This window comes from Streptomyces sp. NPDC020845 (genome assembly GCF_044334165.1).
GTDB lineage: Bacteria > Actinomycetota > Actinomycetes > Streptomycetales > Streptomycetaceae > Streptomyces.
Genome location: NZ_JBIRSJ010000001.1, coordinates 630,727 through 656,825, shown reverse-complemented (window position 1 = coordinate 656,825; position 26,099 = coordinate 630,727). Strand labels below are relative to the sequence as shown.

Below are 26,099 nucleotides of genomic sequence, written 5' to 3'. Positions count from 1 at the left end.
TGCTGTCCGATTCTCCACATGCCGACGACGCGGCCCCTCCCTCGGATTCACCCCCGAAAGCCACGCCGCCACGACGCGAGGCCGCACCGAACGCCGGTAGACGCGCGAAACGGGGCCGGGTCAGACAGCGCGCGGCCCGTCGACGGACCCTTCTCCGGCCACGCCGACTTCGAGGCCCCTGGTCGATCCGGACCCGCGTCCTCGTCCTGGTGCTCGTCCCGAGCGTGGCCCTGGCCGCGCTGTGGGGCACCTACACGGCCAACGGGCTCGACCAGGCGCTCGATCTGCGGCAGACCGTGCGGGACGTGGAGCGGGTAGGGGTCACGAGCGAGACCGCGATGGTGGCGCTTCAGGAGGAGCGCCGACTGTCGATGATCTACCTGGCCCGGCCCGGAGCGGACCGGGGGGCGCTGACGCGGCAGCGCGCGGACACCGACCGGAAGCTCGCGGCGATGCGCAAGGCGGCCGCGCCGGTGGTCAAGAACAACCCACCCGCTCTCAAGCGAATCTTCGCGGAGATCAGCAAGGGCCTCGGGATGCTGCCCGGATTTCGGCAGCAGGTCGACGCACGCAAGGTGAACCACGGCGACGCCTACACGTTCTACACCGGCGCCCTGGCCACCGGCATGTCGTACTTCGAGGCGGAAGCCCGGCTGACCAACGACGCCAAATCGCTCAACGAGGCCACGACCGCCGCGACCCTGTTCCGCGCCCTCGAAGGCCTTGCCCGGCAGAACGCCGTGCTGTCCGCGGGACTGTCGTCGCCCGACGGCATGTCCGCCGAGGAGCAGCGACAGTTCAACCGGCTCGCCGGGGTGCAGCAGGAGCAGTGGAAGGTGGTGGCGCCGGCCCTGCGCGGAGCACAGGCCAAGCGCTATCAGGCGGTCACCACCGGACCCGAGTGGAAGGCACTGGCCGCCGCGGAACAGTCGGCCATGAAGTCCGGCCGGATTCCGATCGGTTTCGAGCGCTGGCAGACGTCGATGCTCCAGGTGGCGGAGAACCTGCAGCAGCTCACCCTGGACCAGGTGGACTTCGCGGTCGGATACGTCAACGACCGCGCCGACACCCTGATGACCTCGGTGATCGTGACCAGCGTGGGAGCCCTGCTGGCCATCGCGCTGGCCGTGCTGATCTCCGTGCTCATCTCCCGGGCGCTGATCCGCCGGCTCCGGGAGCTGCGCGGTGCGACGCTGCGGCTGGCCGATGAGCAACTGCCCGAAGTGATCGCCCGGCTGCAGAAGGGCGACAAGGTCGAGCTCGCCGAGGCCGTCCCCGAAGTCGGACACGGCTCGGACGAGATCGGGCAGGTCGCCGGCGCGTTCGCCACAGCCCAGCGGATCGCCGTACGCGCGGCGATCGAGCAGGCCGAAACCCGCGAGGGGATCAGCCGCGTGTTCCTCAACCTCGCACAGCGCAGCCAGGGGCTGGTGCACCGGCAGCTCGCCCTGCTGGACACGCTGGAGCGCGGAAGCGAGGACCCCGATCTGCTCGCCGAACTGTTCCGGGTGGATCACCTCGCCACACGGATGCGACGCAACTCCGAAAACCTGTCCATTCTCGGCGGCGCGATACCGTCCCGGCGCTGGCGTCAGCCGGTGCAGTTGGCCGAGATTCTGCGTGGGGCGGCCTCGCAGACCGAGGACTACTCCCGGGTCAAGCTGGCCGGTATTCCCGAGGTCATGCTCGCCGGCCCGGTGGCGGGCGACATCATGCACCTGCTGTCCGAGCTGGTCGAGAACGCGACGACGTTCGCCCCGCCGCATACGAGCGTGCAGATCCACGCCGAGGTCGTGCCCAAGGGGCTCGGGATCGAGATCGAGGACCGTGGCATCGGCATGGCCGATGACGTCCGCGAGGAGGCCAACCGCCTGCTGAAGGCGGCGCCCGAGTTCAACGTCATGGGCTTCACACAGGACACCCGACTCGGTCTGTTCGTCGTCGCACGGCTGGCGGCCCGCCACAACATCATGGTCACCCTGCGCCCCTCCCCGTACGGGGGAACCTCGGCCGTCGTGCTGGCGCCACCGGAACTCCTCGAGGTGACGGAGGCCGAGACCAACACCCCGATCCACGACCGCGCCGAGGCGATGGCCGGGACGGCGGCACCGCACCCGGGGACGTCGCCGCCCCGCCGGGAGGAGCCGCACGTGCCCGACCATGTCACACCCAAACGCAACGATCCCCCGGACACGGGGCGCCCGGAGCGGCCACAGCGAAGGTCGAAACAGCTGCCTCGCCGTGTCCGTCAGGCGAGTATGCAACCGCAGCTGCTCCACCCCGTGGCCACGGAGCCCGAAGCGGGGCCCGCGGAGCGGTCGGCCGAGGAGGCCGGCCGGATGATGGCGATGTACCAGCGCCAGTCGTACCGGGGGCGTGCCGACGCGGAGCAGCAGCAGGAACGGGGCAGCGGACAAGACGATACGGCCGGGCACTGGCCGGCCGGAGAAGGGCAGTGGGACCCGCGATGACACAGATGCCGAAGCAAGCCAACGACCTCCACTGGATGCTGGACGATCTGGTCCGGCGGGTCCCCCGGACCAGGCATGTCCTCGTGTTGTCGGCCGACGGGCTGGTGATCGCCCACTCGCGCGATCTCGGCCGTGAGGACGCCGAACACATGTCGGCTGTCGCCTCGGGTTTCCAGAGCCTGGCCGGCGGCGTCGGACGACGCTTCGGCGGAGGGCCCGTGCGGCAGACGATCGTCGAACTGGAGAGCTGTTTTCTGTTTGTGACCGGTGCGGGACGAGGTGCCTGCCTCGCCATCCTCGGTGAGGCCGATATCGACGTCGGTCTCGTCGCCTACGAGATGAACCTGATCGTCAAGCGTGTCGGCGAATACCTCGCCGCGGCGCCACGACAGGCGGCAGCCGTTTCGCCGTCGCCCTTCTGAGGTGAGGACCCATGTCCGAACCGGAGGAATCATGGTGGGACGTGGACGCAGGCCCCATCGTGCGCTCGTTCGCGAGAACCGGCGGCCGGACCCGGCCCACTCGGGACGAGTTCAACCTGATCACCCTGATCATCGCCACGAACACCGACACGGCACGCCACGGTCTCGAGCCGGAACACATCATGATCCTGCGCATGTGTACCGGCAACCCGCTCTCCGTCGCCGAGATTGCCGCTCGGCTGGACATGCCCGCGACAGTGGCCAAGGTCCTGCTCGGAGACCTACTCGACATGGGAGCCATCCACACCCGCGCACCGATCGCGCTGGCGGAGGCCCCGGAAATCCACGTACTTCAGGCGGTACTCGATGGTATTCGCAGGCTCTGAGCCATATCCCGGCGCCGGCGGCCTCCCGACGGCGGTCAAGATCCTGATTGCCGGCGGGTTCGGCGCCGGGAAGACCACCATGGTCGGCGCCGTCAGCGAGATCTCCCCGCTGCAGACCGAGGAGGTGATCACGCAGACGAGCGAGGGCGTGGACGATCTCAGCGGGGTGGAGGGGAAGACCACCACGACCGTGGCCATGGACTTCGGCCGGATCACGATCAGCCAGGACCTGGTGTTGTACCTCTTCGGCACACCCGGGCAGAACCGCTTCTGGTTCATGTGGGACGAGCTGGCCCTCGGCGCGCTCGGAGCCATCGTGCTGGCCGACACACGAAGAATCGAGGATTCCTTCCCCGCCGTCGACTACTTCGAGCACCGCGGCACATCGTTCGTCGTCGCGGTCAACCGCTTCGACGGCGCGTGTGACTACGACGTCGAAGAGGTCCGCTATGCGCTCGATCTCGACGCACACGTACCGGTGGTGATGTGTGACGCGCGCTCCCGCGAGTCCAGCAAACTCGTCCTCGTCACCTTGCTCGAACACGCGATGGCGAGCCGGATGGCGGCCGTTCGCTGACGAGCGCGTCGGTGACGACTGGGGAGTGGGGCGGGCATCCTGAGCAGTTTTGGATAAGTTTCCGTCCGTCCGGCCGAGTAGCGTGATGCGCATGTTCAATGCCATCACGCACTCGACCATCTACGTCCTCGACCAGGACGAGGCCCTCGACTTCTACGTCGGCAAGCTCGAACTGGAGGTCTGCGCCGACATCCCCCTGGGCTTCATGCGCTGGCTGACCGTCTGCGTCCCCGGGCACCCGGAGCGCGAGATCCTGCTGGAGAAGCCGGGCCCTCCGTCGATGTCCGAGGAGACGGCGGAGCAGGTCCGCGAGCTGGTGAGCAAGGGCGCGACGGCCGGCACGCTCTTCTTCAGCACGGACAACTGCCGCAAGACCTACGAGACGCTGCTGGCCCGGGGCGTCGAGTTCACCGAGGAGCCCACCGACCGCCCGTACGGAATCGACTGCGGCCTCCGCGACCCCTTCGGCAACAACATCCGCTTCTGCGAGCGGAAGTCCTGAAGCGCTCAGCCGAACCGACCCCTGGCTGAGCAGCCGCTCCACCAGCAGCAGCGCCCCGATGGCCACCATCGCGGCGCCTGAGCAGCGGATCACCGCCCGTGCCGCCGCCGGGCGGGTCCGCAGCACCGCCCGTGCCGCCGTGCCCACTCCCGTGTAGACCGCGGCGCAGTTGGCCGTGTGCACCAATCCCAGGAGAGCGATCTGCGCCGCGACCGGCCAGGTCGCCCCCTGGGCGATGAACTGTGGCAGCAGCGCCAGGAACAGCAACAGCGCCTTCGGGTTGAGACCGCTGATCCCGGCGCCTTTCACCGCCCGCCTCAGCCACAAGCCTGCACTTCCCTCCGCACCCGCCGTCGGGGCGGGAGGCCGGGCCAGGGTGGCCATGCCCAGCCATACGAGATACACCGCGCCCACCGCCGTCGGCACGGTCAGCACCAGCGGCCCTCGTCATGAAGAGCGTCGTCGAGAACCGTCCGCTGCCACTGTGAGAACACGTCCAGCGCGGGATCAAACGAGAACGTCCAGGTCGGCCACCACGGGCCGACCTGGACGTCATACGTCAGGCATGAACCAGACGCGATCGACTCAGACGAGGTCGAATCGGTCGAGGTCCATCACCTTGGCCCACGCCGCGACGAAGTCGGTCACGAACTTCTCCTTCGCGTCATCGCCCGCATAGACCTCCGCGAGCGCGCGCAGCTCGGAGTTCGAGCCGAAGACGAGGTCGGCGCGGGTGCCGGTCCACTTGACGTCGCCGGTGGCGTCATCGCGGCCCTCGAAGGTGTGCTGGTCCTCCGAGACCGCCCGCCACGTCGTGCCCAGGTCGAGCAGGTTGACGAAGAAGTCGTTCGTCAGCTTGCCCGGGGCATCGGTGAGGACACCGAGCTGCGTCTGCTGGTAGTTCGCGCCGAGGACACGCAGGCCGCCGACGAGGACGGTCATCTCGGGAGCGCTCAGGCTCAGCAGGTTCGCCTTGTCGAGCAGCAGGTACTCGGCCGGCAGGCGGTTGCCCTTGCCCACGTAGTTGCGGAAGCCGTCAGCGGTGGGCTCCAGCGCGGCGAAGGACTCCGCGTCGGTGTGCTCATCCGTGGCGTCCACACGACCCGGGGTGAAGGGCACCTCGATGTCGTACCCGCCGTCCTTGGCGGCCTTCTCCACGGCGGCGGCACCGCCGAGGATGATCAGGTCGGCCAGGGAGACCTTCTTGGCGCCGGAGTTGAACTCCTGCTGGATGCCCTCGAGGACACGCAGCACCTGCGGCAGCTTCTCCGGCTCGTTGACCTCCCAGCCGCTCTGCGGCTGCAGACGGATACGGGCGCCATTGGCACCGCCGCGCTTGTCGCTGGCGCGGAAGGTCGAGGCCGACGCCCACGCGGTGGACACCAGCTGCGAGACCGTGAGGCCCGAGTCCAGCAGCTTGGCCTTGAGCGCCGCGATGTCGGCGGCGTCGATGGCCTCGCCCTCGGCCGCGGGCAGCGGGTCCTGCCACAGCAGGGTCTCCTCCGGGACCTCCGGGCCGAGGTACAGCGACTTCGGGCCCAGGTCGCGGTGGGTCAGCTTGTACCAGGCGCGGGCGAAGGCGTCCGCGAACTCGGCGGGGTTCTCGTAGAAGCGACGCGAGATCTGCTCGTAGATCGGGTCGAACCGGAGCGAGAGGTCCGTCGTCAGCATCCGCGGGGCGTGGCTCTTCGACGAGTCGTGGGCGTCCGGGATGGTGCCCGCGCCGGCCCCGTCCTTGGCGACCCACTGGTTGGCGCCGGCCGGGCTCTTCTCCAGCTCGTAGTCGTACTCGAACAGGTTCTTGAAGAAGCCGTGGCTCCACTGGGCCGGCGTGCTGGTCCAGGTGACCTCCAGGCCACTGGTGATCGCGTCGCCGCCCTTGCCGGTGCCGTAGGTGCTCTTCCAGCCCAGGCCCTGCTGCTCGATCGGGGCGGCCTCGGGCTCGGGGCCGACGTTCTCCGCCGGGCCGGCGCCGTGGGTCTTGCCGAAGGTGTGACCACCGGCGATCAGGGCGACGGTCTCCTCGTCGTTCATCGCCATGCGGCGGAACGTCTCACGGATGTCGCGGGCCGCGGCGATCGGGTCCGGGTTGCCGTTCGGGCCCTCGGGGTTGACGTAGATGAGGCCCATCTGGACCGCGCCGAGCGGGTTCTCCAGCTCGCGGTCGCCGGAGTAGCGCTGGTCGTCGAGCCAGACCTTCTCGGGACCCCAGTACACGTCCTCCTCGGACTCCCATACGTCCTCGCGGCCGCCGGCGAAGCCGAAGGTCTCAAAGCCCATGGACTCCAGGGCGACGTTGCCGGCGAGGATCATGAGGTCGGCCCAGGACAGGCTCTGGCCGTACTTCTTCTTGACCGGCCACAGCAGACGGCGGGCCTTGTCGAGGTTGCCGTTGTCCGGCCAGCTGTTCAGCGGGGCGAAGCGCTGCTGACCGGCACCGGCGCCACCGCGGCCGTCGCTGATGCGGTAGGTGCCGGCGCTGTGCCAGGCCATACGGATCATGAACGGGCCGTAGTGACCGAAGTCGGCCGGCCACCAGTCCTTCGAGTCCGTCAGCACCTCGGCGATGTCCTGCTTCACGGCAGGGAGGTCGAGGCTCTTGAACGCCTCGGCGTAGTCGAAGTCCTCACCGAGCGGGTTCGCCACGGCGGGGTTCTTGGCGAGGATCTTCAGGTTGAGCTTCTCCGGCCACCACTGGCGGTTCCCACCGCCCTGGGTCGGGTGCAGGGCGCGCCCGTGTGCGACCGGGCAGCCGCCACCGCCCTCCGTCTGCGCGTCTGCGGCGATAGCGTCATGGTTCTCTGACATGGGAATCCTTCCGGACTGGGCGGATCATGGTGCTCAAGAACTGCGGGCGGTGGAACAGTCGGGGCACAGGCCCCAGTAGATGACCTCGGCCTCCTCGATCGAGAAGCCGTGGTCGTCGGACGCGGTCAGACAGGGGATCTCGCCGACCGCGCAGTCGACGTCGGCGACGGCACCGCACGACCGGCATACGACGTGGTGGTGGTTGTCCCCGACACGTCCCTCGAACCGAGCCGGGCTGCCCGCCGGCTCGATCCGGCGTATGAGCCCGGCCGCGGTGAGCGCGTGAAGGGCGTCATACACAGCTTGCAGGGAGATGTGACCCACGCGATCGCGCACTCGGGAGGCGATCGCCTCGACATCGAGGTGGTCGCCGTAGCGGACGGTTTCGAGCAGCGCGACACGGGCGGCCGTCACTCGCAGGCCGGCACCGCGCAGCTCCTCGGCGGGGGCCGGGCTCTGGGATGCGGTCATGACGCCAACCTACCTCCACAAACACGACCTGTACAGGAAAACGAATGATTCAAGTTTAGTGGTGGCGCGGGTCAGCCAACGTTTGCCTTGTTGTGGCGTGACATGCGGTGCGAGTGGCGGCCTGGAAGGTGCGGCGCAGATGGCGTTGACGCGTTGGCAAGCGCTTGCTAATTTGCCCTGTGCGTGATGGCCATCACCTGTAAAGAAGCGCTCAAACTGCCCCTCCTAGGACAGGCAGCGATCAGTAACCGCTCTCATGAGCTGCGTGCCGCCCCCACGGCAGCCCCCCACAACAGGAGGTCCCAGCGCCATGAAGCACACCCGGATTTTCCCTGCCTCCCAGCAGAAGGCCCCCGCGGCCACCGACGTACGCCGCACACGCGGTGCCCTCGCCGCCGCGGCGGTGGCGGTGTTCGCGACGGCGGGTCTGCTCGCGATCCCGCCATCCGTCTCATATGCCGCGCCCCTCGCCGCAGGCGATCTGTACGTGTCGGCGAACGGCAGCGCCAGCGCGCCCGGCACGGAGTCCTCTCCGACGACGCTCGCCTCGGCGATCACCCGCATCACCCCCGGTGGCACCATCTATATGCGCGGCGGGGCCTACAACCTCTCGCAGACGGTCACCATCGCACCGGGCAACGACGGCACCTCGAGCGCTCCCAAGAAGCTGTCCGCCTACCCCGGCGAGAAGCCGGTGCTGAACTTCTCGGCCATGAGCGAGGACCCGGCAAACCGCGGGCTCGCCGTCAACGGGTCGTTCTGGCGCGTCTCCAACATCACCGTCGAGCGCGCCGGCGACAACGGGATCTTCGTCGGTGGCAGCAACAACGTCATAGAACGCACGGTGACGCGCTTCAACCGTGACACGGGGCTCCAGATCTCCCGTATCGCCTCCAGTACCCCCCGCGACCAGTGGCCGGCGAACAACCTCATCGTGAGCTCGGAGTCACATGACAACGCCGACTCCGACGGCGAGGACGCCGACGGCTTCGCCGCGAAGCTCACGGTCGGCTCCGGGAACGTCTTCCGGTACGACGTGTCGCACAACAACATCGATGACGGTTGGGACCTCTACACCAAGACGGACACCGGCGCCATCGGCCCGGTGACCATCGAGGACTCCCTCGCCCTGAACAACGGCACCCTCACGGACGGCTCCCAGGCCTCGAAGGGTGACCGCAACGGCTTCAAACTCGGCGGCTCGGACATCGCCGTCGACCACGTCGTCCGGCGCAGCATCGCCTACCGCAACGGCAAGCACGGTTTCACCTACAACAGCAACCCGGGTCATATGTCGGTGTCGAGCAACATCGGCATCGACAACGCCGAGCGCAACTTCTCCTTCGACGGGGGCACTTCGGTGTTCCGGGACAATGTGTCGTGCCGCAGTGGCAGCGGGACGAAGGACCGCACCATCGGCGATGCCGACGCCTCGAACCAGTTCTGGTCCGGCACGAACGGCTCTCGGTGCTCGTCGTACAGCGGCGCGCTGAAGTGGTCCTTCGCCTCGGACGGGAAGCTCTCCGTGTCCTTCGGCGGATAGCGGCCAGGTGCCTCCCCGCCACCCGGCTCGCCGGAGCCGGGTGGCGGGCGTTGGCTGGCGGGCGCCGGGTGGCGCGGCACGGGCACCGCCGGTCAGGGCATCGCGGGCCGGGCGTCGCCCGTCGGGCGGTGCAGGTAGGCGCCGACGGGCTCGCCGACGATCCGGCCCGCCCGCAGGATGTGGTTGCCCCTCAGGAAGGTGTCGGTGACCCGGGCGGTCAGCTCGAACCCCTCGAACGGGGTGTATTCCTGCGTCGACTCCGACTCCGCCGCGCGCACGGTCCAGGTGCGGTCCGGGTCGACCAGGGCGATGTCGGCGTCGAAGCCGGGTGCGATGGTGCCCTTGGTGCCCAGCCCGTAGCGCCGGGCCGGGTTCCAGGAGGTCAGCGCTGCGATTCGGCCCAGGGGCAGGCCGCGCTTCGTCCCCTCGGTGATCAGGCCGGGCAGGAGGTACTCGGTTCCGCCGAATCCCGCCTTGGCGAGGAAGACATCGTCCTTGGGCTCGCCGAACTTCAGCTCCTCGCGGCAGCACGCGTGGTCGCTGACGACCCAGTCGACGGTGCCGTCGAGCACGTACTCCCACAGCGCCTCGACGTCCTCCCGGGGCCGCAGCGGCGGGTTGACCTTGCCTCCGAGGCCGTGTGCGGTGGTGATGTCGGCGAGCAGGTGCCCGATGGTGACCTCACGGCGGAAGTCGATGTGCGGGAAGGCCCGGCTCATCCGTACGGCCGCGTCGACCGCCTTGCGGGAGGACAGGTGCAGCAGGTTGATCGTCGGCAGCCGGGTCTCGTGGGCCAGGTAGGAGGCGATGGAGACCGCGAGCCCCTCGGAGTGCTGCGGCCGGGAGGCGCTGTAGGCGGCGAGCCCGGTCAGCTCGCCCGCCTCCTCGACCAGCTTGGTGTACGCGGTCATGATCTCGGCGGTCTCGCAGTGCAGGGACAGCGAGATCTGTTCGGCGAGGTCGGGGAATCGCTCGCGTGCGGCCTGTACCCCGCGCATGACGAACTCGAAGTGCGCGTAGTCGTACCGCTCGTCCTCGGGGATCATCAGGAACGCATTCTGATCGGCGGACCTGCCGTGCAGGCCATGGCTGCCGTAGAACATGAAGACCTTGAACGAGGTGACGCCGAACCGCTCGATCAGATCGGGGATCTCATCGATGTGGGCCCGCGAGATCGGCGCCAGGTGAAAGCCGTAGTCGACATGGGCACGTCCCGCGACGGCGCCCAGCACCTCGGGGAAGAAGTCGGTGTACGCACCGCCCCTGTTGAGGTAGTACCGGCCCGTCCGAATGTAGGTCAGGGCGCTGGTGACCCCGCCCTGCGCACTCGCGCGGCTCTCGCTGGCCGCGTCCTCGGCCGGCGGGTGGTAGATCCCCCAGTGCTGGTGGGCGTCGACGACACCGGGGAACGCCAGCTTGCCGCCGGCGTCGACCACCCGCCGGGCCACCCGCCGGGACCCTGACGCGGCGATGCCGGGGGCCACGGCGGCGATCCGCCCACGGCTGACGGCGATGTCCGCGGGCCGGGCGTCATCGTGGTCGTGGGTGACGACACGGGCGTTCTTCACCACCAGGTCGTACTCGGTCACCTCGCTCATGCCCCGATCACCCGGCTCTCCTGCGTCCAGAAGACAAGGCGCCTCTGGGCAAGACGGATGATGAAGTGAGCGATCAGTCCCAGTACGGAGAGCACGACCAGCACGGCGAACATCCCGGCGATGTCGAAGTTGTAGTTGGTCTGCAGCAGCAGGTATCCCAGGCCCTCCTTCGCCCCGATGAACTCGCCGACGACAGCGCCGAGGATCGAGAAGACGACCCCGATCTCGAGACCGGCGAAGATGAAGGGGAGCGCGCTCGGCAGTCGCACCATCGTGAAGACCTCGAACCTGCCGGCGCCGAACACCGTGAGCATCTGGACCCGGTCGGCATCGGCCGAGCGCAACCCCTCGACCACGTTGACCAGCATCGGGAAGAACGCGATGACCGCCGCCATGACGACCTTGCTCGTCATTCCGAAGCCGAACCACACGACGAACAGCGGCGCGAGGGCCGCCTTGGGCACCGTCTGGAAGGCCACGATGTACGGCATGAAGGTGCGCTCGATCAGCCGCATCTGCGAGATCGCTGTGCCCAGCACCAGCGCCGCGCCCGCGGCGAGGAGGAAGCCGTACAGCGACTCCAGCACCGTGACTTTCAGATGTCGCCAGAACAACGGGTCGGCCAGTTGTGTCCGCAGGGCGTCGAAGATCTGGGAGGGGCGCGGCAGCAGGTAGTCGTCGACCCCGAAGGCGGGGACCGCGAACTCCCACACGAGCATGGCGATTACGAACACGGCGGGAACGAGCAGCAGCTCGGGCCGCTCCCTCAAGTCCACGCGGGGCCTCATGAGTCGATCACTCCGATGGCGTTGAAGTGCTTGCGGATCCGCTCGACATAGACCCCGGCCCGGTCCGAGGCCATGACGCCGAGCACACGCGGGCGTTCCAGCTCGATGTCGACGATCTCGGCGATACGGCCCGGGCGGGGGCTGAGGACCACCACCCGGTCGGAGAGGAAGACCGCCTCGGGGATGGAGTGGGTGACGCACACGATGGTCTGGCCGCTCTCCCGCCAGATCCGCAGCAGCTCGACGTTCATGTACTCACGGGTCATGGCGTCGAGCGCGCCGAAGGGCTCGTCCATCAGCAACACGGCCGGGTCATGCACCAGGGCCCGGCAGATCCCGGCGCGCTGCTGCATCCCGCCGCTCAGCTCATGGGGGTACTTGCCCTCGTAGCCGTCGAGGCCGACCATCGCGAGCAACCGCTCGGCCCGCTCCCGGTACACCCGGGCGTCGAGCTTCCGTACCTCCACGGGCACCATCACGTTCTGCAGAACGGTGCGCCAGGGCAGCAGGGTGGCCGCCTGGAAGACCATGCCCACCTCGGGAAGCGGCCCCGCCACGTCGCGGCCCGCGACACGGACCGCCCCCTCGCTCCTGGGAATGAGCCCGGCGAGGATCTTCAGCATCGTGGTCTTGCCGCACCCCGAGGGGCCGACGACCGAGATGAACTCGCCGCGCCGGACGGTGAAGGCGATGTCCGAGAGCGCCTGGGTCGGCTCCGATCTGCGCGGCTGGTAGCTCTTGTGCAGTCCGTCGACTTCGATCCAGCGGCCTTCGTCCACATCGGGCGGGGGAAGCGCGTTCAGGCGGCGTCGACGGCGACCCGCAGTCCTCATGGCCATAGCGGTCTCCCTACCTTCCTGCTGGTGGCGCGCCGGTCGCTACTTGGCAGCCTTCGCCTTCTCGATCACAGCCGCGGAGTCGAAGTCGTTCGCGCCGCCCAGCAGGCTGTCGTCCCACAGCTCCGAGAGATCGACGTCCTTGGTGATCTGGCCGGACGTCTTGGTGTAGGCGATCGTCTTGTTCCACTCCGCGTCGCTGATCGCGCCCCAGTTCTTGAAGCTCTCGCGCTCACCGGTGGCGGGGATCGCGGTCTTGATCCACGCGTTGAGCGTCCTGCTGTCGTCGGCGATACGGTCGTCGGCCTTCTTACCGGTCAGCAGTTGCGGGAAGGCCTGGTAGCCGTCACGCATGGCGGCCTCGGAGTTGACGGCGGAGAAGAGCAGCGCCTTGTACATGGCGCGCAGATAGCGCGTCAGCACGTCCTTCTTCTCCTTCAAGGTCTTCTCGGTCACCGCGAAGGTCAGCGAGCGAATCCCCTCGAAGGCGTCGGAGTTGTCCAGGTAGCGAAGCTCGGTTCCGGTGTTCTCGATCGTGGTGTACGCCTGTGTGTACAGCGCGAGCGCATCGACCTTGCCGCCCTCCAGGGCGGACAGGGCCTGCGCGCCCACTCCGACCGGCAGCAGCTCGATGTCCTTGGCCGCGTCCAGACCGGCGTCGCTCGCGTACGCACGGGCGTAGATGGGCGAGCCGGAGGCGAGGCTGATGACGCCGATCTCCTTGCCCTTGAGGTCGGCAGGGGTCTTGATCTCGCTGTCCGGCTGGACCGCCATGCGCCACGGCCAGTTCTGCACCAGGCCACCGATGGCCTTGACCGGGATGCCCTTCTCCCGCGCGGCGAGGATGGCTCCCGCGTCGGCCGCCGTGATGTCGGCACTGCCCGAGGCGACGGCCTGGATCGCGGCCACCGAGCCGTCGGTGTTGATCACGTCGACGCTGAGCTTCTCCTCGGACAAGTAGCCCTCGGCGTCGCCCACCGCATAGGTGGCGACCTCTTCCTTGGGCGCGATCACGGCCGAGGCGACGGCGAGGTCGAGCGAGGCCTCGGCGCCTGAGGCGCTGTTGGAAGACGAAGAGGCGCCGCCTCCGCAGGCGGAAAGCACCGCGAGGGCGGCAAGGGTGGCGGCAGTGACGCCGAGCCGCAGGGAATGTCTCATGTTCGGCACCTCTCTCGATCCGGTGGAGCAAGCGGTATCGGTTTTGCGAACACCCATTGGCAGCGCCCGTTCTGAGAGGGAGCGGCGTGTCTCGTTTCCGGGGACGTAGCGGTCGACGAATCGCTCATCAGGACAACCAGGACTCGGCCCGACTCGGGGGCAGACCTCCAGGATGTCGGAGGTGAACAGGGTGCGGAAGATGGCTGGTTGTCGCGGGCGGCATTCCCGTGGATGGTTTTGGGCGGATACGGGGCTGGCTCCGTTGAGCCGCGGGTGGGGCGCGCGCCTGCCGACAACCCGTGTGCGCGACCTTAGACTTGGTGATTCGGATGGCCGGAATCGAATATCCCGACTTCAGCCCCACCAGGGCAGGGCGGTAATTGTTGCCTCAGGTCCTCCGACGAAACGGGAGGAGGGCTGTCATGCCCAAAAGTCTCATCGTGTGCTGCGACGGCACGTGGAACACCGCCGATCAGGTCGAAGGCAGGCAGCCCTGCCCGACCAACGTCACCAAGCTCGCCCTGGCCGCGGCTTCCCAGGACGCGGCCGGGCACCGGCAGTGCGTCTACTACCACCGTGGCGTGGGGACCAGCCGGTGGGACCGCCTGCGCGGCGGCGCGTTCGGTGTCGGGCTGTCCCGCAATGTGCTGGATGCCTATCGTTTCCTCGTCGACAACTACGAACCCGGCGACGTCCTGTACTTCTTCGGGTTCAGCAGGGGTGCGTTCACCGCCCGCAGTGTCGCCGGCATGGTCCGCAACTGCGGCATCCTGCGCCGGGAGAACTCCCACCGGATCGACGAGGCCTGGGCCCTGTACCGCAGCTCGGCCGACAGGCCGAGCGGTGTCGCGGCCAGCCTGTTCCGCCGGGCGTACTCGTACGACCCGCGGATCCGTTTCATCGGGGTGTGGGACACCGTCGGTGCCCTCGGTGTCCCGGCTCTCGGACCCCGCTGGCTCAAGCCCGTCATAAGGCGGTTGAACCATCGCTGGGAGTTCCACGACACCAAGCTCAGCACCCGGGTCGACGGCGCATTCCACGCGCTGGCCATCGACGAGCGGCGATCGGCGTTCGAGCCGACACTCTGGCATCAGCAGCCGGGAGCCGAGGGGCAGGAGCTGAAGCAGGTGTGGTTCACCGGCGTCCACTGCGACATCGGCGGCGGATACGCCGAGGCATCCCTGTCGGACATCGCTTTGCTGTGGATGGTCGACCGGGCGCGGGAATACGGACTGGAGTTCCAACCCGGAGCAATCAGCCCTGACGGTCCCAGCCGGATATCTCCTGGCGAGAGCGTCGACTTCAGGGTCGAACCCGATCCGATGGCCCCTCCACACCCCTCCCGGACGGGTCTTTACCGCTTGGTCAAGCCCCTGGATCGGCCCATCGGCGAGGCCGCTCACAGGGCCGGACGGGCCGACGGCTGTGAGTACCTGGCTACGACCGCGAAGGAGCGCTACGACGGGGACCCCGGCTACCGGCCGCCACGGCTCGTCAAGTACCTCGCCCAGCCGGAGAACGTGCGCCTCGAGTCGGTGCACCTCGAGTCGACACCACAGGCAGCGCCGACCCTGGGCGAGCGGCCACGGGGCGAGTAGTCGCACCCGGAGCAGAACACGCAGGTCAGTATCCGTACGGCACCGTGAGCCCCGCCTTGCCCCGTCCGACGACCCGTCAAGGACGGAATTTTGTCAAAAGCGTTGACGAATCTCTTGGGGCACTCCTACCTTCATCGCGTCGCGCATCGTACGTCATATACGAGGCCAGCTTTGCAGAGATTGGAGGCCTATGATCCGTATGTCCGTTTGCGGGTTGCCTCAGGTACGCGCGATCAGAAAACAGAAGCAGCCGCTCATTCGCTGACGCCGCTCATTCACTGAGAAAGAGAGATGCGGCCCGTTCACCGCCAAGATCCCGGGCCGCGACAGAGAGTTCCAATGCTCCCTATCAGGGGAGCCTACCCAACTCCGGGAGCTATGGTGCCCCTTTTCAGCGTGCCCTTGTCCAAAACCGGGAGATCACCTTCTCGGCAGCGCAGCAGCATGCGCTGGACGATCGTCGGTTTCTCGGCGCTCGGCCTCACCATCGCCTATCTCGATCGCGCCGCACTGAGCGTGGCGATGCCGCATATGTCGAAGGAGTTCCACATCAGCTCTGCCATGCAGGGCGTCTTGCTTTCGGCGTTCTTCTGGACGTACGCGCTGTTCCAGATTCCCTCCGGGTGGCTGCTCGACCGTTTCGGCCCGAGGGTCATCTATCCCATCGCGGTCGGCTGGTGGTCGATCTGGACGGCGCTGATGGCCTTCGCACGCGGCATCGGTTCGGTCATTGTGTTCCGCCTCGGCCTGGGTATCGGTGAGGCACCGGTGCAGCCCGCGAACATCAAGGTCGTCTCGCGGTGGTTTCCGCGCAGGGAACGGGCCTTCGCGTCAAGCCTGTTCGACATGGGCCAGCAGATCGGCACGACCCTGTCGATCCCGGTGGTGACGGCACTGACACTCTTCGGCGGCTGGCGCCTGGCATTCGTCGTGATCGGTGTCGCCGGGCTGCTGTGGCTGGTGGGCTGGGCGGCCGTCTACCGCGACCCCGAGGAGCATCCTCGCGTTTCCGCGGCCGAACTGGCGCACATTCGGTCCGATCAGGCTGCCACGGCCGCCGGGGAGTCGGGCGATGCCGATGTGCCGTGGCGGGAGCTGCTGGGCGACTCTCAGGTGTGGGCACTGACGGTCGGCTATGTGTTCCGCTCGCTCGCCGGAGCGTTCTTCCTCACCTGGTACCCCAGCTATCTGCTCGACGATCGCGGATTCTCCGAGGCGGATTTCGGCATGGTGGGCTGGATCCCGTCCCTCATCGCGATCGGCTCCACCGTGCTCGGCGGCATCGTGTCCGACCGGATGCTGGCGTCCGGACGCTCCCCGAACCTGGCCCGGAAGGTGCCGATCGTCTCCGGGCTCGGCCTGAGCGCCTGTATCGGCTTCGCCCCGTTCATCGAGAGCAATCTGATGTTGATGGTCGTGCTCACGGTCAGCAGCGCCGCGCACTCGTTCGCGGGCGCCGCGATCCTGAGCCTGCCCGCGGAAGTGGCGCGCTCCTCGGAGTGTGTCGGCGCAGTGGCCGGCTTCCAGAACTTCGGCTCCCAGGTGGGCAACCTGCTCAGCCCCATCGCCATCGGACTGTTCCTGGCCTCGAGCAACGGGTCCTATGTGGGCCCCCTGCTCGGCGCGGCGGCGAGCTGTCTGGTCAGCGCGGCGATCTATCTGTTCTGGGTGCGTGTCAAGCCCGTCGCCCTTCAGGATGACCTTCCTGTGGAGCCCGCAGAAGACCGCGAAAGGACCACCTCGTGAACACCTCGCTGAATGTCGCCCGCCTGGTCGACCGACTCTCCACCGTGGTCGGCATCCCCGTCGTTCCGTACGACGAGGACGGTGCGGTCGACCAGGATCTGACCGCAGCGCTGACGGACCGCCTGATCCGCAACGGCGTGACCGCGCTGACGCCCAATGGCAACACCGGTGAGTTCTACGCCCTCTCCCCGGACGAACGCCGACAGGTTCTGACCTGCGTCCTCTCGGCCCGCGAGAGCGCCACGACCATCATCGCCGGAGTAGGGTTCGACCTGGATTCGGCCATCGCCGACGCACGCTTCGCCCGCGACTCGGGAGCGGACGCCATCATGGTTCATCAGCCCGTCCTGCCCTACCTGGCGGCGGACGGCTGGGTCGAGTACAACGCGAGGGTCGCGGCAGCTGTACCCGATATCGGGGTGTTGCCCTACCTCACCCATCGCGCCATCACCGGCGCCCACGTAACCCGCCTGGTGGAACGGGCGCCGAACGTGGTCGGGCTGAAGTACTCCGCTCCCGATCCGGTGGTGTTCGCCACCACCAAGGCCCAGGCGGCGGAGGGACTGCTGTGGATCGCCGGCCTGGCGGAGTCGTACGCCCCGGCCTACTGGCAGGCGGGGGCACGGGCCTTCACCTCCGGCCTGGTCAACCTCGCTCCGGCCGTGTCCCTGGAACTGCTCACGGCGCTCCGGCAGGGTGACTACGGTGCCGCCGGACGGGTCTGGGTACGGATCCGCCACTTCGAAGAGCTGCGGGCCCGCGATGCCTCGGCCAACAATGTGTCGGTGGTGAAGGAGGCCATGCACCAGCTTGGTCTGTGCCGACGCGACGTCCGTCCGCCCAGCCACCCGCTGTCGGAGGCACTCGCCCGCGAGGTCACCGAGTCCATGGCGCCGTGGCGCTCCGCAGTGCCCGAGGCGACCGGAGTAGCCGAGGCGGCCGGGGGGCGTGCGGTATGAGGATCGAATCGCTGGAGACATTCCGGCAGCGGGTGGGCGACCGCCCCCGGGTGCTGGTCAAGATCAGCACGGAGGACGGCATCGACGGGTGGTCGGAGGTGTACAACCATGGCCCGGACCTGGCCTATCCGCCCCTGCTCGACTACCTGTTCGACCAAATCAAGGGCATGGACGCCCAGTCCCCGAGCCGCGTCAACCAGTTCCTCCTTCAGTCCAGCCGCTTCCCTCAAGGGGCGCTGGGCCTTGCCGCCATCGCCGCCATCGACCACGCGCTGTGGGACATCGCGGCCAAGGCCCTGGGTGTGCCGGTCTACCAGCTGCTCGGCGGCGCCGTACGCGACCGGGTGCGTGTCTACGCCGGCCTGTACTCCGCGCCGGACGTCGAGGAACTGGCGGACACCACTGCGGCGTTGCACGATCAATTCGGCTTCACGGCGTTCAAGCTGAGCCCCTACCGGACGGAGCCGCACCGGACCCGGTTCGGACTCATCGTCCGCGAGCTGGGCGAGTACTTCGGCGAGGTCCGCAACAGCCACCCCGCGGAGTGGGACTTCGCGTTCGACGCGCACGCGTGTCTGTGGGAGCCACGGCAGGCGGTCGACATCGGCGCCGCGCTCGCCCCCAACCAGCCGCTCTTCCTCGAGGAGCCCGTGCGGCCCGAGCACATCCCCGCCTGGGGAAGGATCCGGTCCGAAATCGCCGTGCCACTGGCGACCGGGGAGTGTCTCTACACCCCCCATGAGTTCCTGGCGCTGCTCAGCGCGGGCGGAGCCGACATCGTGCAACCGGACATCTGCGTCGTCGGGGGCCTCACCCAAATGGTCAAGATAGCCACCGTCGCCGACGCACACTACGTCCCGGTCGCCCCGCACAACCCGCTCGGTCCGCTCGCCACCGCGGCGAACGTGCACTTCGCGGCCGCGACGACCAACTTCGACATCCTCGAGTACAAGCCCGACGACGTGTCGTGGTGCCCCGACCCCTACCTCCCCGTCGATGGATACCTCGAGCTGCGCCCGGACCGCCCCGGCTGGGGCGTCGAGATCGACGAGGCCGCGCTCAAGACCGACGACTGGGTCGGCTGGAAAAGGAAGGTGCCGGTACGCCCTGACGGCTCGACAGCGTGGATGTGAATGATTGCCGGGTCGTGCGCGAGCGTTTCGGCTCGCGCACGACCCGTCGAGCGGCACGGGCTCAGGACAGCCCGAGCTCGTTGTCCAGCATCTCGAAGACCTCGCTGTCGGTCGCGGCGTCGAAGTCGAACTCGTGGTCGGCCTTCTGGTCCGGGTCCCCTTGCAGGGCCCCCCATCGGCTGCGCAGCACCTCCAGGCGCCCCGCCACGCGCTCGCGCAGCTCCGGATCGACCGACACCTGCGCGAAGGCGAGCTCCAGACGGTCCAGCTCGGCCAGGATGGACATCGGCCCCGCGTCCTCCGGGAGCAGTTGCGTGCGTATGTGGTCGGCCAGTGCCTCCGGTGTCGGGTAGTCGAAGATCAAGGTGGCGGGCAGCCGGAGCCCGGTGGCGGCGTTGAGGCGGTTGCGCAGTTCGATCGCGGTGAGCGAGTCGAAGCCCAGGGTCTTGAACTCGCGGGTCGGCTCGATGGCGTCGGCCCCCACGTGGCCCAGCACATCGGCTGCCTGCGCACTGACCAGTTCGCGGACGGCTTCCGCCCTTTCGGCATCGCTGAGACCGGCGAGCCGGTCGGCCAGCGAGGCCCGGGTTTCCACGCCGGCTCCGGCCGCTCGCCGGGTCCTCGTCCTGATCAGGCCACGCAGCAGAGCGGGGACCTCGCCCTGGGCGCGCCAGGCGGGCAGGTCCAGCCGGACCGGAACGACGGCCGCCGCCCCGGTCGCCAAGGCCACGTCAAACAGCGTCAGCCCTTCCTCGATCGACAGCGGAGGCATACCCGACCGCGCGAGCCGCGCCAGGTCCGCCTCGGTCAGCGTGCTGGTCATCCCTTCGGTCTGCGTCCACGGCCCCCATACGAGCGACACCGCGGGCAGACCGGCCGTACGCCGATGCACGGCCAGCGCGTCCAGGAACGCGTTGCCCGCCGCGTAGTTGGCCTGACCGGCGGCGCCGAACACACCGGCCACCGAGGAGAAGAGGACAAACGCCGTCAGGTCCAGCTCACGCGTCGCCTCGTGCAGCGCCCATGCCGCGTCGGCCTTCGGCCGCAGCACGGCGGCCACGCGCTCCGGCGACAGCGACTCCAGCACACCGTCGTCCAGCACCCCCGCCGTATGCACCACCGCTCGCACCGGACGGTCCGGCGCCACCCCCGCCAGCAGGTCCGCCACGGCGTCGCGGTCCGCGACATCGCATGCCACGGCTTGTGCGTCCGCACCGTGCCGGGCGAGTTCCGCGACGAGTTCGCCGACTCCGTCGGCGTCCGGGCCGCTGCGGCTGGCCAGGATCAGGTTGCGGACACCGTGCTCCGTCACCAGATGGCGCGCCACCTCACGCCCCAGCCCACCCGTACCGCCGGTGACCAGGACCGTCCCCTCGGGATCCCACATCACGGCCGACGTGTCCGGATCCGCCGCGGCGGTGGACGCACGCACCAGCCGCGGGACGGTGATCGCGCCGGCGCGGAGATCCGACTGCGGCTCGCCCGAGGCGACGGCCTGTCGCAGCGCGGCCACGGAGGCATCCGTGTTGTCGAGGTTCACCAGGCCGAACCGGCCGGGGTGCTCGGTCTGCGCCGAGCGGACCAGGCCCCATACGGACGCGGCGGCCAGGTCCTCGCCCGTCGTCGCGCCACGCGTGACGAACACAAGGCGCGAGGCGGCCGCGCCCTCGTCCGCAAGCCACGATTGGGCGAGGTGCAGGGCCCAGGTCGCCGCCTGGTGCGCGGAGCGCACCGGGTCTTCGGGGATGACCGGGTCCTTGGGAGTGCCGTCCCCGACCGGAACCAGCACGACGTCTGGTACGTCGGCTCCCGTCGGCGGCGATGTCACCCCGGCGATGTCAGCACACGCCTCCACGGGCCTCCCGGCGGCCCGCAGCGCCTCGGTCAGCCAGGACCGCTCGGAGCCCAGCACCACGGCGGTGGCGGCGTCCGGGGCGTCGACGGCGGGCGGCAACGGCGAGACCGGCGTCCAGTCCACCTGGAACAGCGCGTCCGTATCACTCGTGTCCGCGGCGCCGAGTTGGTCGGCGGACACCGACCGTACGACGAGCGAATCGATGGAGCCGACCGGGCCACCGGCCGTGTCGGCCAGTGTGATCGACATGGCGTTGTCGCCCGCCGGGGACAGCCGGACACGGAGCGCCGACGCGCCGGAGGCGTGCAGGGCGACGCCCTCCCAGCTGAACGGCAGACTCGCCATGGCACCCGTACCGGCCGCCCCGTCGTCGCCGCCACCCCCGTCCGCTTTGTCGAGCCCGGCGAGGAGGGCGGTGTGCAGGACGGCGTCGAGCAGCGCGGGGTGGAGTCCGTATGCCGCGGCGTCGGCCTCGCCCCGTTCCGGGAGGGCGACCTCGGCGAAGAGTTCATCGCCGCGCCGCCAGGCGGCCCGCAGCCCCTGGAACAGCGGCCCGTAGTCGAAGCCGATGTCCGCGAAGCGGTCATAGCAATCGCTCACATCGATGTGCTCGGCGCTCTCCGGCGGCCACACCGCCAGCGGTTTCGCGGTCGCTGTCCGCTCGCCCTCCGCCAGCACACCACTGGCGTGCAGGGTCCACTCCCGCGCCATGCCGTCCGGCCGGGAGTGGACACTGACGGGACGACGGCCGGAGTCATCGGCCTCGTGGACGGCGAGTTGCAGCTGTACGGCACCCTGTTCGGGCAGGACGAGCGGCGCCGCCAGCGTCAACTCCTCCACCCGGTCGCAGCCGACCTCGTCCGCGGCCCGGAGTGTCAGCTCCAGCAGCGCCGTACCCGGCACCACCACCCGGCCCATCACGACGTGGTCTGCCAGCCACGCATGGGATCCCACGGAGAGACGGCTGGTGAACAACGCCCGCTGGCTGTCGGCCAGTTCGACGGACGCTCCCAGCAGCGGGTGATGGGCGTCCCCCAGCCCCGCCGCGCGCACATCGCCGGCACGGCTCACCGTACCCGTCGGCCAGAACCGCTCGTGCTGGAAGGCATAGGTGGGGAGTGGTACTCGGCGGGCACCCGGGAACAGGGCTGCCCAGCGCACTTCCGCACCGTTCGCGAACATCCGCGCCATGGCCGTCAGCGCGGACCGCTCCTCGCCTCGGTCCTTGCGCAGCACCGGCACCAGCAGGGGCTCGTCGGCAAGGCTTTCGGCTGCCAGCGCCGACAGCGCCCCGTCCGGCCCGACCTCGAGGAACCTGCGCACCCCGGCGTCGCCCAACACCGCCACGGCATCGGAGAACCGTACGGTCGCCCGCACATGCTCGACCCAGTAGTCGGCCGAGCACAGATCTGTGCCCTTGGCGGGCCCGCCCGTCAGTGTGGACACCACCGGAATGGCCGGTGGCTGGTAGGACAGCCCTTCGACCAGAGTACGGAACTCGTCGAGCATCGGGTTCATCAGCGGGGAGTGGAACGCATGCGACACCCGCAGCCGGCTTGTCTTCCTCCCCTGCGCCGCAAACCGCTCCGCGATCTCCAGCACTGTCTCCTCAGCCCCGGACACCACCACCGAACCAGGACCGTTGACCGCCGCGATCGACACGTCACCGGACAGCAGCGGCACCACCTCGTCCTCAGCCGCCCGCACCGCCACCATCGCCCCACCCGAGGGCAGCCCCTGCATCAACCGACCCCGCGCCACCACCAGCGCACACGCGTCCGCCAGCGACAACACCCCCGCCACATGCGCCGCCGCAATCTCACCGACCGAATGCCCCACCAGATAGTCGGGGACGATCCCCCAGGACTCCACCAGCCGGAACAACGCCACCTCAACCGCGAACAGAGCAGGCTGAGCGAACTCCGTCCGATTCAGCAACCCCTCGTCCTCACCCCACACGACATCCCGCAACGCCACGCCCAACAGCGGATCCAGCCCCGCCACCACCTCATCCCACGCCCCCGCGAACACCGGGAACCGCCCATACAACTCACGCCCCATCCCCAACCGCTGAGCACCCTGCCCCGCGAACAGGAACGCCATCCTGCCCTCACCGATCGCCGAACCCTTGATCACGTCCGCATTCGACTCGTCCGCGGCCAGTGCCGCCACGCCCCGTGCCACGCCCTCCAGGTCCTCGCCCAGCACCACCGCCCGATGCTCAAACGCCGACCGGCCCGTAGCCAGTGAGAAGCCCACGTCCCGCAGCCCCAGCTCTCCGCCCGCTCGCATATGCGACAGGAGCCGCCCCGCCTGACCACGCAGAGCCGTCGGTGACGCGCCCGACACCACCCACGGCACCAGCCCGCTACTCTCCGACTCCTCCTCAGGCGCGCCACCGACCGCGTCAGAAGGTTCCGGCTGTTCCACGATCAGGTGGACGTTCGTGCCGCTGATCCCGAAGGAGGACACACCCGCCCGGCGCACCCGGTCCGTCGGCGGCCACTCCGCCGGCCCGGTCAGCAGCTCGACCGCGCCCGCTTCCCAGTCCACATGCGACGACGGCGCGTCCACGTGCAGCGTGCCGGGAAGCACACCGTGCCGCATCGCCATCACCATCTTGATCACACCAGCCACACCCGCCGCGGCCTGCGTATGACCGATGTTCGACTTCACCGACCCCAGCAACAGCGGACGGTCCGCCTTCCGATCCTGACCGTACGTCGCCAACAACGCCTGCGCCTCGATCGGATCACCCAGCCTCGTCCCCGTGCCATGCGCCTCCACCACATCCACATCCGAAGCCGACAGCCCCCCACTCGCCAACGCCTGACGAATCACCCGCTGCTGCGACGGACCATTCGGCGCCGTCAGACCATTCGACGCGCCGTCCTGATTGATCGCCGAACCCCGCAAGACGGCAAGCACTTCGTGCCCATTGCGGCGCGCATCGGACAGCCGCTCCAACACCAGCAGACCCACGCCCTCGGACCAGCCCACACCATCAGCCGACTCCGAAAACGCCTTGCACCGCCCATCCGGCGACAACCCCCGCTGCCGCGAGAACTCCACAAACGCCACAGGCGTCGACATCACCGTCACACCACCCGCCAACGCCAGCGAACACTCCCCCGCCCGCAACGCCTGCGCCGCCAAATGCATCGACACGAGCGACGACGAACACGCCGTGTCGACCGTGACCGCCGGGCCTTCGAACCCCAAGGTGTAGGACACCCGGCCCGAGGCCATGCTCGCGGCGCTGCCGTTCCCCTGATAGCCCTCGAACTCACCCCCGCCGAGCAGATCGGCGTAGTCGTTGTACATCACCCCGGCGAACACACCGGTCCGGCTGCCCCGCAGCGACACCGGATCGATCCCGGCCCGCTCAAACGCCTCCCACGACGTCTCCAACAGCAGCCGCTGCTGCGCATCCGTCGCCAACGCCTCACGCGGACTCATCCCGAAGAACGCCGCGTCAAACTCCCCCACATCACGCAGGAACCCGCCTTCACGGGTGTAGGAGGTGCCGAGGTGGTCCGGGTCCGGGTCGTACAGCGCCTCCAGATCCCAGCCCCGGTCGGTCGGGAAGCCCGAGACCACGTCGGTTCCCTCGAAGACCACCTGCCACAGGTCCTCGGGAGTGCGCACCCCACCCGGGTAGCGGCAGGCCATCCCCACGACCACCACCGGGTCGTCGGATGTGGCGGGGAGGGTGTGCGTCGGCGCCGACATCTCGGTTTCGACTCCGAACAGCTCGTCGATGAGGTAGTCGGCGAGGGTGGTGGGTCTGGGGTAGTCGAAGACGAGGGTCGCGGGCAGCCGCAGCCCCGTGGCGGTGTTCAGCCGGTTGCGCAGCTCCACCGCCGTCAGCGAGTCGAACCCGAGGTCCTGGAACGACCGGGAGGGTTCGACGGACTCGGCTCCGGCGTGCCCGAGTACGAGCGCCACCTGGCCGCGTACCAGGCTCAGTAGGGCGTCACGCCGTTCCCCCCGATGGGCCGGCGTGCTCAGCCGTCGGATGAGCGAGGCGGCTGCCCCCGAGCCCGCGACGGCTGCGCGGCGGGCCTTGGCCCGGACCAGTCCGCGCAACAGCCAGGGGATCTCGTCCTGGGTGCGCAGCGCGGGCAGGTCGAGCCGGACGGGTACGACGGCGGCCTCGCCGCTCGCCAGGGCGGAGTCGAACAGCGCCACCCCCTGTTCCGCCGACAACGCCTGCATACCCGAGCGCGCCATCCGCCTCAGGTCGGCCTCGCTCAGTGCACTGGTCATCCCGCCCGCCGGCTCCCACGGGCCCCAGGCCAGCGATACGGCCGGCAGACCGGCCGTGCGTCGATGCTCGGCCAGCGCGTCCAGGAAGGCGTTGCCCGCCGCGTAGTTGGCCTGGCCGGCTCCGCCGAACACGCCCGCCGCCGAGGAGAAGAGGGCGAAGACGGAGAGATCCATGTCCAGGGTCAGCTCATGCAGATGCCAGGCCGCGTCCACCTTCGGCCGCAGTACGTTCGCCATCCGCTCCGGCGACAGCGCCTCCACCACGCCGTCGTCGAGCACACCTGCCGTATGGACTACTCCGCGCAGCGGATGCGCCTCGGGCACCCCGGCCAACACCTCGGCGAGCCCGTCGCGGTCGGCGATATCGCACGCTGCCACGGTGACATCCGCGCCATGAGCCGTCAGCTCGGCGACGAGGTCCTCGACGCCTTCGGCGGCCGGGCCACTACGGCTGAGCAGCACCAGATGGCGCACGCCGAACTCGGTCACCAGATGGCGGGCCACCAGCCGGCCCAGTCCTCCCGTGCCTCCGGTGATGAGCACGGTGCCCTCGCTGTCCCATGCGGGCGAGGTCCCGTCGGATGCGGGGACGCGGATGAGCCGGGCCGCCCGGATCGCGCCGTCGCGCAGCGCCACTTGCGGCTCCGCGGAGGCGAGGGCTTCCAGCAGCAGCGATCCCGGTGTCCTCACGCCGTCGAGGGCGCGGTCAGCGGTGAGGCAGGACTGCGGGGCGAGGTCGAGGTCGAGGTCGATCAGACCGAACCGGCCGGGGTGTTCGGTCTGGGCCGAGCGCACCAGACCCCACACCGGGGCGGCGGCGAGGTCGTCGGCGGCCGTCGCGCCACGCGTGACGAACACCAGCCGGGAGTCCGCCCACCGCTCCTCCGCCAGCCAGGTCCTGAGCTGCTCCAGCACGCTGGTCGTGGTGGTCCGTACGGACTCCACCATCGGCGATCCGGAGTCGCCGCCGACCACGGGC

At 69.1% G+C, this 26,099-nt stretch carries 17 protein-coding genes and 1 pseudogene (1 of these 18 running past the window's edge); 10 read left to right on the top strand and 8 right to left on the bottom strand.

Annotated elements, in window-relative coordinates:
- Positions 1-209: 209 nt before the first annotated feature.
- The 5 genes from ACH4U7_RS02095 to ACH4U7_RS02075 all read left to right on the top strand — a co-directional run bounded on the left by ACH4U7_RS02095 (position 210) and on the right by ACH4U7_RS02075 (position 4,358).
- Positions 210-2,471 (top strand): nitrate- and nitrite sensing domain-containing protein, encoded by a 2,262-nt coding sequence (locus tag ACH4U7_RS02095; protein ID WP_398526095.1) that lies wholly within the window; start codon positions 210-212, stop codon positions 2,469-2,471.
- 35 nt (positions 2,472-2,506) lie between these two features.
- Complete coding sequence (locus ACH4U7_RS02090; protein ID WP_391190850.1) at positions 2,507-2,893, top strand: roadblock/LC7 domain-containing protein; 387 nt, start codon at positions 2,507-2,509, stop codon at positions 2,891-2,893.
- An 11-nt stretch (positions 2,894-2,904) separates the two neighbouring features.
- The gene (locus tag ACH4U7_RS02085; protein ID WP_089509251.1) at positions 2,905-3,279 is read left to right on the top strand and encodes a DUF742 domain-containing protein; all 375 of its coding nucleotides are present in this window, start codon (positions 2,905-2,907) and stop codon (positions 3,277-3,279) included.
- Positions 3,260-3,856: a GTP-binding protein gene (locus tag ACH4U7_RS02080; protein ID WP_398526094.1), complete on the top strand. Its 597-nt coding sequence runs from the start codon at positions 3,260-3,262 to the stop codon at positions 3,854-3,856. Before ACH4U7_RS02085 ends, ACH4U7_RS02080 begins: the two co-directional genes overlap by 20 nt.
- 91 nt (positions 3,857-3,947) lie before the next feature.
- Positions 3,948-4,358, top strand: coding sequence for a VOC family protein (locus ACH4U7_RS02075; RefSeq protein WP_398526093.1), 411 nt, complete (start codon positions 3,948-3,950; stop codon positions 4,356-4,358).
- 96 nt (positions 4,359-4,454) lie between these two features.
- Here ACH4U7_RS02075 and ACH4U7_RS02070 read toward each other — a convergent pair.
- The 3 genes and pseudogenes from ACH4U7_RS02070 to ACH4U7_RS02060 form a co-directional block, all read right to left on the bottom strand.
- Positions 4,455-4,742 (bottom strand): annotated as a pseudogene (locus tag ACH4U7_RS02070) (LysE family transporter); the annotation flags it as partial.
- 201 nt (positions 4,743-4,943) lie between these two features.
- Complete coding sequence (gene katG / locus ACH4U7_RS02065; protein ID WP_398526092.1) at positions 4,944-7,166, bottom strand: catalase/peroxidase HPI; 2,223 nt, start codon at positions 7,164-7,166, stop codon at positions 4,944-4,946.
- 33 nt (positions 7,167-7,199) lie between these two features.
- Positions 7,200-7,637 (bottom strand): Fur family transcriptional regulator, encoded by a 438-nt coding sequence (locus ACH4U7_RS02060; RefSeq protein ID WP_014174569.1) that lies wholly within the window; start codon positions 7,635-7,637, stop codon positions 7,200-7,202.
- A gap of 310 nt (positions 7,638-7,947) precedes the next feature.
- On the opposite strand from ACH4U7_RS02060, the gene ACH4U7_RS02055 reads away from it, so the two are divergent.
- Positions 7,948-9,180 (top strand): right-handed parallel beta-helix repeat-containing protein, encoded by a 1,233-nt coding sequence (locus ACH4U7_RS02055; protein ID WP_398526091.1) that lies wholly within the window; start codon positions 7,948-7,950, stop codon positions 9,178-9,180.
- A 92-nt stretch (positions 9,181-9,272) separates the two neighbouring features.
- Here ACH4U7_RS02055 and ACH4U7_RS02050 read toward each other — a convergent pair whose 3' ends face one another.
- The 4 genes from ACH4U7_RS02050 to ACH4U7_RS02035 are packed head-to-tail and all read right to left on the bottom strand — an operon-like array spanning position 9,273 to position 13,560.
- Positions 9,273-10,778 carry a dihydroorotase family protein gene (locus ACH4U7_RS02050; protein ID WP_398526090.1) on the bottom strand — a complete coding sequence of 502 codons (1,506 nt, stop codon included), beginning with the start codon at positions 10,776-10,778 and terminating at the stop codon, positions 9,273-9,275.
- A complete protein-coding gene (locus ACH4U7_RS02045; RefSeq protein WP_358644795.1) occupies positions 10,775-11,554 on the bottom strand; it encodes an ABC transporter permease in 780 nt (259 codons plus the stop codon). Before ACH4U7_RS02045 ends, ACH4U7_RS02050 begins: the two co-directional genes overlap by 4 nt.
- Positions 11,555-11,562: 8 nt before the next feature.
- Positions 11,563-12,405: an ABC transporter ATP-binding protein gene (locus ACH4U7_RS02040; RefSeq protein ID WP_398526089.1), complete on the bottom strand. Its 843-nt coding sequence runs from the start codon at positions 12,403-12,405 to the stop codon at positions 11,563-11,565.
- A gap of 39 nt (positions 12,406-12,444) precedes the next feature.
- The gene (locus ACH4U7_RS02035) at positions 12,445-13,560 is read right to left on the bottom strand and encodes an ABC transporter substrate-binding protein (RefSeq protein WP_398526088.1); all 1,116 of its coding nucleotides are present in this window, start codon (positions 13,558-13,560) and stop codon (positions 12,445-12,447) included.
- 422 nt (positions 13,561-13,982) lie between these two features.
- Here ACH4U7_RS02035 and ACH4U7_RS02030 point away from each other — a divergent pair, with 422 nt between their 5' ends.
- The 4 genes from ACH4U7_RS02030 to ACH4U7_RS02015 all read left to right on the top strand — a co-directional run bounded on the left by ACH4U7_RS02030 (position 13,983) and on the right by ACH4U7_RS02015 (position 18,996).
- Complete coding sequence (locus tag ACH4U7_RS02030) at positions 13,983-15,158, top strand: DUF2235 domain-containing protein (protein ID WP_398526087.1); 1,176 nt, start codon at positions 13,983-13,985, stop codon at positions 15,156-15,158.
- A 444-nt stretch (positions 15,159-15,602) separates the two neighbouring features.
- Positions 15,603-16,904 carry an MFS transporter gene (locus tag ACH4U7_RS02025; protein ID WP_398526086.1) on the top strand — a complete coding sequence of 434 codons (1,302 nt, stop codon included), beginning with the start codon at positions 15,603-15,605 and terminating at the stop codon, positions 16,902-16,904.
- The gene (locus tag ACH4U7_RS02020) at positions 16,901-17,863 is read left to right on the top strand and encodes a dihydrodipicolinate synthase family protein (RefSeq protein ID WP_398526085.1); all 963 of its coding nucleotides are present in this window, start codon (positions 16,901-16,903) and stop codon (positions 17,861-17,863) included. The genes ACH4U7_RS02025 and ACH4U7_RS02020 overlap by 4 nt, the downstream gene beginning before the upstream one ends.
- Complete coding sequence (locus ACH4U7_RS02015) at positions 17,860-18,996, top strand: mandelate racemase/muconate lactonizing enzyme family protein (RefSeq protein WP_358644783.1); 1,137 nt, start codon at positions 17,860-17,862, stop codon at positions 18,994-18,996. The genes ACH4U7_RS02020 and ACH4U7_RS02015 overlap by 4 nt, the downstream gene beginning before the upstream one ends.
- A gap of 61 nt (positions 18,997-19,057) precedes the next feature.
- Here ACH4U7_RS02015 and ACH4U7_RS02010 read toward each other — a convergent pair whose 3' ends face one another.
- On the bottom strand, positions 19,058-26,099 hold the 3' portion of the coding sequence (locus ACH4U7_RS02010; protein WP_398526442.1) for an SDR family NAD(P)-dependent oxidoreductase. The gene runs 22,829 nt beyond the window's last position; the window shows 7,042 of its 29,871 coding nt (coding positions 22,830-29,871); its start codon lies beyond the right edge, outside the window — the gene reads right to left on this strand; the stop codon is at positions 19,058-19,060.

Excerpts from the sequence above, each read along its gene's own strand:
- ACH4U7_RS02090 (WP_391190850.1), top strand. The coding sequence starts at position 2,507 with ATGCTGGACGATCTGGTCCGGCGGGTCCCCCGGACCAGGCATGTCCTC.
- ACH4U7_RS02085 (WP_089509251.1), top strand. The coding sequence starts at position 2,905 with ATGTCCGAACCGGAGGAATCATGGTGGGACGTGGACGCAGGCCCCATC.
- ACH4U7_RS02080 (WP_398526094.1), top strand. The coding sequence starts at position 3,260 with ATGGTATTCGCAGGCTCTGAGCCATATCCCGGCGCCGGCGGCCTCCCG.
- ACH4U7_RS02075 (WP_398526093.1), top strand. The coding sequence starts at position 3,948 with ATGTTCAATGCCATCACGCACTCGACCATCTACGTCCTCGACCAGGAC.
- katG (WP_398526092.1), bottom strand. The coding sequence starts at position 7,166 with ATGTCAGAGAACCATGACGCTATCGCCGCAGACGCGCAGACGGAGGGC.
- ACH4U7_RS02060 (WP_014174569.1), bottom strand. The coding sequence starts at position 7,637 with ATGACCGCATCCCAGAGCCCGGCCCCCGCCGAGGAGCTGCGCGGTGCC.
- ACH4U7_RS02055 (WP_398526091.1), top strand. The coding sequence starts at position 7,948 with ATGAAGCACACCCGGATTTTCCCTGCCTCCCAGCAGAAGGCCCCCGCG.
- ACH4U7_RS02050 (WP_398526090.1), bottom strand. The coding sequence starts at position 10,778 with ATGAGCGAGGTGACCGAGTACGACCTGGTGGTGAAGAACGCCCGTGTC.
- ACH4U7_RS02040 (WP_398526089.1), bottom strand. The coding sequence starts at position 12,405 with ATGGCCATGAGGACTGCGGGTCGCCGTCGACGCCGCCTGAACGCGCTT.
- ACH4U7_RS02035 (WP_398526088.1), bottom strand. The coding sequence starts at position 13,560 with ATGAGACATTCCCTGCGGCTCGGCGTCACTGCCGCCACCCTTGCCGCC.
- ACH4U7_RS02030 (WP_398526087.1), top strand. The coding sequence starts at position 13,983 with ATGCCCAAAAGTCTCATCGTGTGCTGCGACGGCACGTGGAACACCGCC.
- ACH4U7_RS02025 (WP_398526086.1), top strand. The coding sequence starts at position 15,603 with ATGCGCTGGACGATCGTCGGTTTCTCGGCGCTCGGCCTCACCATCGCC.
- ACH4U7_RS02015 (WP_358644783.1), top strand. The coding sequence starts at position 17,860 with ATGAGGATCGAATCGCTGGAGACATTCCGGCAGCGGGTGGGCGACCGC.